This window comes from Tolypothrix tenuis PCC 7101 (assembly GCF_963874875.1).
Taxonomy (GTDB): Bacteria; Cyanobacteriota; Cyanobacteriia; order Cyanobacteriales; family Nostocaceae; genus Aulosira; species Aulosira tenue.
Map to the genome: position 1 here is coordinate 33,383 of NZ_CAWNJS010000006.1, position 6,896 is coordinate 40,278.

The 6,896-nt window shown below is 43.3% G+C and carries 6 protein-coding genes and 1 pseudogene; 5 read left to right on the top strand and 2 right to left on the bottom strand.

Features of this window, described 5'->3' with window-relative positions; all coding sequences use genetic code 11:
• Window positions 1–95: 95 nt before the first annotated feature.
• The 3 genes and pseudogenes from AACU25_RS36840 to AACU25_RS36850 form a co-directional block, all read left to right on the top strand.
• Window positions 96–317 (top strand): annotated as a pseudogene (locus tag AACU25_RS36840) (DUF4351 domain-containing protein); the annotation flags it as partial.
• Between the two features lie 220 nt (window positions 318–537).
• Window positions 538–1,197, top strand: coding sequence for a hypothetical protein (locus tag AACU25_RS36845; RefSeq protein ID WP_096585759.1), 660 nt, complete (start codon window positions 538–540; stop codon window positions 1,195–1,197).
• A gap of 282 nt (window positions 1,198–1,479) precedes the next feature.
• On the top strand, window positions 1,480–2,307 hold the full coding sequence (locus tag AACU25_RS36850; RefSeq protein ID WP_096585762.1) for a DNA/RNA non-specific endonuclease: 828 nt from the start codon (window positions 1,480–1,482) through the stop codon (window positions 2,305–2,307).
• A 5-nt stretch (window positions 2,308–2,312) separates the two neighbouring features.
• On the opposite strand, the gene AACU25_RS36855 is transcribed toward AACU25_RS36850, so the two are convergent.
• Both AACU25_RS36855 and AACU25_RS36860 read right to left on the bottom strand, forming a co-directional pair.
• Complete coding sequence (locus AACU25_RS36855) at window positions 2,313–2,717, bottom strand: nuclease A inhibitor family protein (RefSeq protein ID WP_096585765.1); 405 nt, start codon at window positions 2,715–2,717, stop codon at window positions 2,313–2,315.
• Between the two features lie 44 nt (window positions 2,718–2,761).
• Window positions 2,762–3,370, bottom strand: a complete 609-nt coding sequence (locus AACU25_RS36860; RefSeq protein WP_096585768.1) for a hypothetical protein — start codon at window positions 3,368–3,370, stop codon at window positions 2,762–2,764.
• Between the two features lie 206 nt (window positions 3,371–3,576).
• On the opposite strand from AACU25_RS36860, the gene AACU25_RS36865 reads away from it, so the two are divergent.
• Both AACU25_RS36865 and AACU25_RS36870 read left to right on the top strand, forming a co-directional pair.
• A complete protein-coding gene (locus AACU25_RS36865; RefSeq protein WP_016879872.1) occupies window positions 3,577–4,539 on the top strand; it encodes a tyrosine-type recombinase/integrase in 963 nt (320 codons plus the stop codon).
• A 48-nt stretch (window positions 4,540–4,587) separates the two neighbouring features.
• On the top strand, window positions 4,588–6,896 hold a 2,309-nt coding region (locus AACU25_RS36870; protein WP_339382142.1), incomplete at its 3' end, for a tetratricopeptide repeat protein.

Sequence of the window (6,896 nt, forward strand, 5' to 3'; positions counted from 1 at the left end):
AGTCAGGTCTAATTTCTCCGACTTTTTAAAACAGAATTTGAAAATATTTAAAACTCTAATTATATGATTAGAGTTATTTAATTATGCGACTATAACCACTTTATCAAAGAGATAGAGAACAAGCCAAGCAAGAGGGAAGGCTTGAAGTTGGACAAGATTTAATACTGCGTCAACTCAATCGCCGTATTGGTGAAATTGATGCATCATTAATCGAGCGAATTAAAAGATTATCGATTGAACAATTAGAGAATCTAGGAGAAGCATTATTAGACTTTTCTACTGTTGCTGATTTAGAAACTTGGTTCAACCAACAATAAGGATAACTCATCATCAGTAGATTAATTAATTAATTAATTTATAACCAAGTCGGGGATAACCTCTCCGACTTGTGTCAACATAATTTGAGAATATTTAAAACTCCAATTATATTGACACATTTTGGTAGAGTCAGAAACAAATTCTTCCCTTCAGCATAGCTGCCTTTCTTCGGTCAATTTCCAAGTATGATAATAAAAATATTTTGGATGATAGGGTAAATTGAACGATTCAAATCAAGACAAAATTGGTGTTTCGGTCAAAAAATTAATTGACGAATGCATGGCACAAAACCATAGTAATCCCAACACACCCGTCATGGAAGTATTTGGTGCTAGTGCCTTTAAAGTTGCATGTACTCAATATCAATCGCACGGTAGAGGCATAATCTTAGGACTACAAATGCCGACGCAGCAAGATTTTTTGTATATCACCGAAGCTAATACTTCAACAGCTTTGTGGATGACGAACTTGCAATTTAAGCGAGAAGTATCAAGCGTTGTCCAGAAATACAACCCAAACAAAGAAGCAGTAGTTGTAATGGTTGTCCCACCTACTACCCAGCTATTTGTAGCTCAAAATTCTGGTGCAATGGAGATGGTTGCAATTGCCGAAGTAGAAATGACTCCCATCAACATGCCACCAAAAGTTAGTTTTACTAAAGAACAAAAAGGGGATAATTTTTATTTCGTATTTACCCACAGCGAATTGGGTAAACTTGGTCGAATTGTGCTGAAATCCCATTCCGCAACGGGACAGACAGAAATCAAGTGTGAGATTGCGGACGCTGGGTTTAGTCCCAATGCACAAAAACGTGCCGAAATATTTTATCCCCTGGCTCAAGAACTGATAGCGAGAATGGAGATGGGGTTACAAAGTTAAGGGTTTTAAACAGTTAAGTAAAAACTTGTAGAAAGGGGATAATTACTTTTTTGAAAGTTGACTACCCTACAGAGTTACAGGATGACATAACAGATCATCTTCATTAAATCGCCAACAAAGCGAGCCTGGGTCACGATACCTAGTCCATTTTTCAAATTGCAGGTATCTCGGCGGCCACCCATCAACGACTGTAAGTCTTGCAGTAAGGCAAAACTAAGTGGCAGTCTGAAAATACAATCAGAAATGCTGAAGTGAAATAAATCTTTAAAAGTCCAGAAATTTATGCCAAACCGTCGTTTTTGGGGTGTAGCGGCTTTGGTTGCGCTTGTGATTGGGTGTTCGCCAGCGCAATCCCAAGTGCCACCTAACACCGAACTTTCCCCATCAATAAGCGTGCATTTACTCCTGGGAAATCCCAGCAGTGCAACGCCAACAAAGCTTACACCTGATAATTACCTGATGGTCAAAAATCAGTATGCACTCTCATACAACCAAAGCAAAGGGACTGCGAATTGGGCAAGCTGGCAGCTTAACTCCTCATGGTTAGGGGACGCAGAGCGCCAAGATAGCTTTCGCCCTGACAACACATTGCCTGCTGGTTGGAAGCGGGTAACTCCTTCTATGTACTCTGGTTCAGGTTATGACCGAGGCCATATTGTACCTTCGGCAGACCGCACCAAGACAAAAGAGGATAATTCCTCAACTTTCCTCATGACCAACATGATGCCCCAAACACCAGACAATAATCGCAACACATGGGGAAATTTAGAAGATTATTGCCGAGATTTGGTAAGCCAGGGGAAAGAACTTTATGTTGTTGCAGGGCCAAGTGGTAGTATTGGCGAACCCCTTAAAGGTAAGGTAACAGTTCCTCAATCGACTTGGAAGATTGTTGTCGTACTAGATACCCCAGGCTCTGGGATTAATGGTATTACCGCTAATACTCGTGTTATCGCGGTTAACATACCAAATGAACAAGAAATCAATAATGACTGGAGAGTTTATAAAGTCAGCGTTGATGAATTGGAGAAACTTACAGGCTATGATTTTCTCTCCTCAGTTTCCCCAAATATTCAAGAAGTTATTGAAAGCAAAGTAGATAGTCCTTAAGCAAGTCAAGTTTCTACAACTTGAGTAGAAATCCCCGCTAAATTTCCTGTCGGGGTTTGACCAACAATATAAACATCAATCTCTTTGTGTCCGAGGCGATACACCTGTAAATTGCTCAGGTTTTCTTTAAGTGTTTGCACAAGAGCTTGAAATTTGTTGACGCTTGCTTTCTCCTCTTCGCCGTGCCAATCTTCAGGAGTCGTAGCTACTTTTAAAAAGTCGTCAACCCCCACGATTTCAACGGGTGTATCTTGTGAATGATGTGTCTGTTGTACAACTTTTTCAGGTGTCGCAGGTGCAATACCTTCCCAAAGAAAAACATATAATGGATATTCCGATTCACTCATGAACAGTAAACCATCGGATGCACGTTTTAGCTGCTCAACAATTTCTGAATTGGTGCTAGTCATAGAAAAGCGATCGCTTGTCGAATTTCGTACTTGTCCTAGATCCCTTAACTTACCGGATGATATAACCCCGTATTCTGATTAAACTCCCACCCTAACCCTGCTCTATCCTTGCCCTTGCACCATGCCACAAAAAGCGGTGGTTGTAGGTTAATTCGCTGCTCGCGTATAGTTTCTACACTTACACCAAGTCTTGAAGCTAAACCTTCTTCCGTTAGCGGTTGGATTCGAGGAGTTTGCCCTTGATAATATGAATTGTTGTTGTACGATTTCTTCTGCCGTCTCGGTTGGTTGTTGAGATGATTTTGAATTTGAATAATCGCCTCGGCGAATTGTGCCATCCGATTTGTAATCACCTCAATTTTTTGTTCTAAATCGGCGAGATTATGGATTGCTCCGGTTTCTTTGCTATTAGATTCGCCTGACAACTGTGATTCTAGCTTATCAAGTCGTGAGCAAATAGCTAATAGCGTTTGATTCTTTGAGTTGGCGCTTCTACTGTTACTGTCTAACGCCAGTATTAATTCATCCAAAGAGTGAAGCAACTCGCTTGTTTGTCCTTGTCGGTGCAGCCGGGATAACTCCCTAACTGCTGGAATCAGGGGAGTGGGTACGCGGATCATCTGGCTGGGTTTGTCATCACTAGTGTCAGGCATGGTGATAGCAGTATTGATATCGATGAAGCACGATATCGAACAGATAGCAATGCTATCAGGATATCAGTTTATGCTTGCCCCGTTGTTGGTACAGAAACATGAATGAAAGAACAGTACTGTTGCGATTCGATGAGTGGCGACAACCGGTTAGATTAAGGGACACATGGCGTACAATAAGTATCGAAAAGGTTTATTTTCGATAGTTTATGCCGCCACCAGATGATAGTTCGCTTTCATGGGCAAATCCCTTTGCGATCTTGCCGGAACGTGATTTGTTGCAGGAGTTGTTGGTGGGCAAGCGTAACAAAAGCACCCGGCACGAGTACGCTAAAGATTTAAAGAACTTTTTTATGACGGTGTGTGGTCAGAAGCCAACTCCGGTGTTGGTAGCGCAGTTTCTACAAATGGACAGGTTCTCGGCGGTTACCCTCGTTTTGCGCTACAAGGCGACGCTGGTTGATAGGGAATTAAAGGAAGCTACTGTTAACCGACGGTTGGCGGCGATTAAGGCACTGGTTAATTATGCCTACGGTGTGGGGAAGTGTGACTGGACGCTTGCAGATATAAAGTGCGAGAAGGTTAAGCCGTACCGCGATACGACGGGGATTGGACCGGAAGCTTTTAAAAAAATGTTAGCAGTGCCTGATAGGGATACGTTGAAGGGAAAACGGGATTATGCACTGCTGCGGCTGTTGTGGGCGAACGCGCTCAGAAGAGAGGAAGTGTCCAGATGTAATATTGAAGACTTGGACTTGGAGGCGCGAACGCTGGCTATCCTGGGAAAAGGTAGGGGTACGCAAAAAGAAAATATCGATTTACATCATAAGACTTGTGCGGCACTCCAAGATTGGTTGTTGGCACGATCTGAGTTAGATATTAAGCAACCCTTGTTTATTTCGCTACGTCCGCGCTACGGGCATAGGCTGACAGGTGATGGTATCCGCAAGATTGTTGTGGAAATCGCTTCAGTTGCTGGCATATCCAAAACCATCAGCCCGCACAAAATTAGGCATTCGTCGGTGACGGCGGCACTGGATGCAAGTAAGGGAGATGTGAGGAGCGTGCAAAAGTTGAGTCGCCATGCGAGTTTAAATACTTTGATGATTTACGACGACAACCGTACTAAGGCGCAGGGGAGAATTACCGCGCTGTTGGAAGATTTGGTGTAAACGGGAGCCCACTAATCCCTACTAGGCAGATCTGGCTCATTCAAACCGTTGATAAATCAAGGTCTGCTTATCGTACTGGATCGTGCAGCCCCGTATCTTGGTTATACCTACAAAATTGATGCGTCAATCAGGTACACTGTCCCTACACCAATTCTGGACGTTCCTCCGTCTGTCAAGCATCTTAGCAGTAGAGCAGAAACCGTCAATAATTTAACAGGTCTTTTTAGTAGCCACACTTGGATAGCAATTCATGGTAGTGCAGGAACAGGTAAAACCCAACTAGCCATTTTAGTTGTTCGTGCTTGCAGTGTTACTACTGCTTGGTTGCGATTGCGTGGGCTAACTACTGAACAAGCTTGTGTCCGGCTAGACGCAGCTTGGGACACATTGATGAGATCGCCATCGCAAATGCTCGTTTTAGATGATATACCCCGACTTTTGGGAGGAGATGAATTTTCGGAGCGACTACTCCTACTGGCGAATAGTTGCCGAGAGAAAGGTGTTCACCTCTTGTCAACTAGTTGTTATGAGTTGCCACTTAATTTGCGCGAATCCCTTAATGTTCAGACACTTTATGTGATGGAAATTCCGCTTCTCAATAACCAGGAAGCATCTGAAATGCTTCTGGCTTACGGGGCACCTCCTTCTCTGTTGACTACAAAGTTGGTTACTTTCATAAACGGCTTGGCGAAGCAACACCCATTACTGCTAGCTGCGACCGCACGGTACTTACTTCAGCAGAATTGGCAATTCACCGAAGACGTTCTTGAGGGGTTATTCAAGAGTGAATATACAGCAGAACTCAACAACGAGACAATTAGCAGGTTATTAGTAACTATCGAAGACACAAAAACTAGAGAGCTTTTATACCGACTTAACTTGGTGCAAAGACATTTTTCGCTTGACGATATGCAAGCAGTTGCATCGGTTAAGCCAATTGTGGAGCGACCACGCGAACGTCTAAACACCCTAATTGGACTTTGGGTACAACGGGATGATAACAATCGCTTGCTAGTTTCACCACTGGTTCAAGCACTTGGCAGTAATGATTTGCTTATTGAAACACGCAAAGAGTGTCATTTCTTACTTGGTGAGCGCATCATACGTAAAAAGCAGCTAAATCAAGTAGATGGGATGCAGGCACTGATACATTTTTGCGGCGCTGAAAATTTCAATCGTGCGGGCTGGCTACTGATTTCTGGGCTTCGCAGTTTGATGGATTTGGATGTTCTCGTTGATGATAAGGGTTTGTTGCTGCTTTGGTCAGACCAACAACTACCAGAGCAAATGGAATTAACGACGCGCCTGTTTCTGCGCGGATTACAAATTGTAGTGCGACACAAGTATGGCATGAGTATTTCCTACTTAGTCGAAGATTTGGATGCACTGTTTAGGCAAGCATCTGAGAAGGAAGCTGTAGCTGTAGTTGGAGTTATACTACTTGTAGACTCACTATTTTCTCAGTACGACCCTATGTGCATGAACCGCTATGTGCGGTCTGCGCTTCAACTTTGGTCAGAAATAAAAATGCCTGACACGGGTGAATTATTATTCCCTGATGGCGAGCCATTGGAAATCCTAATTTGGACAAATCTTAAGCAGGGAATTGCTTCTTTTGACCATCTGCGGGATTGGATTTACACTTTAGAGCATCTTACAGATGGACAGCGGCGACGTGCATTTACAGATGGGTTTGCTGAACTTGGTTGTTTGATAGTATCTGAAGATTTATACCATAAAGAGGAAGCTAAACCAAGAGAGAATCAGCAGTGGCACATAGTTTTTGATGCCTTGCGTGAATTAGCAGAGCGAGCTTCTCAACTTGAAATAAAACTACTGTGGGTATGTGCGGTGCGTACACAGATAGCTGTTCTTGGAACAAACTTAAATGATATTGATGCAGCAGTAACTGCTGCTGAAGCTGTCATTTCTCAGTCTGATGAACCTCGCATCCAGCTTTTGATTGCCGAGTGCATGGGGCGACAGTATTTTAATGCTCACCGCAATAGTGAAGCACTGACTTGGCTAAACAAAGCGATAAGCCAAGACACAACTTCCTATCCTACTGTTAGATTGGATGCGCTAATGCTAGCAAGTCGTGCAGTAGCACCTGAAGATCCCGATGCAGCGCTCAAGTACGTTCAACAAGCCGCAAAATTGGCTCAAAGTAATGATGCCATTTCAGAAAACACGCTAGTAAAGACACTCGGAGAACTGGCTATCGCTCGGTGGCTGGCTAGGGACTTAGCTGGGGCGTTTGAGCCTTGGGAGCAAGCTGCGGAACGGCTTTTCGCTTGTAAAACGGATACAGATGATTGGAAAGAACTTTTTGTCGTGTTTAGTCACGTATCTGGATA

Coding starts and splice junctions, on each gene's coding strand:
- AACU25_RS36850 (WP_096585762.1), top strand. CDS start 1,480: ATGCCAAACCGTCGTTTTTGGGGTGTAGCGGCTTTGGTTGCGCTTGTG.
- AACU25_RS36855 (WP_096585765.1), bottom strand. CDS start 2,717: ATGACTAGCACCAATTCAGAAATTGTTGAGCAGCTAAAACGTGCATCC.
- AACU25_RS36860 (WP_096585768.1), bottom strand. CDS start 3,370: ATGCCTGACACTAGTGATGACAAACCCAGCCAGATGATCCGCGTACCC.
- AACU25_RS36865 (WP_016879872.1), top strand. CDS start 3,577: ATGCCGCCACCAGATGATAGTTCGCTTTCATGGGCAAATCCCTTTGCG.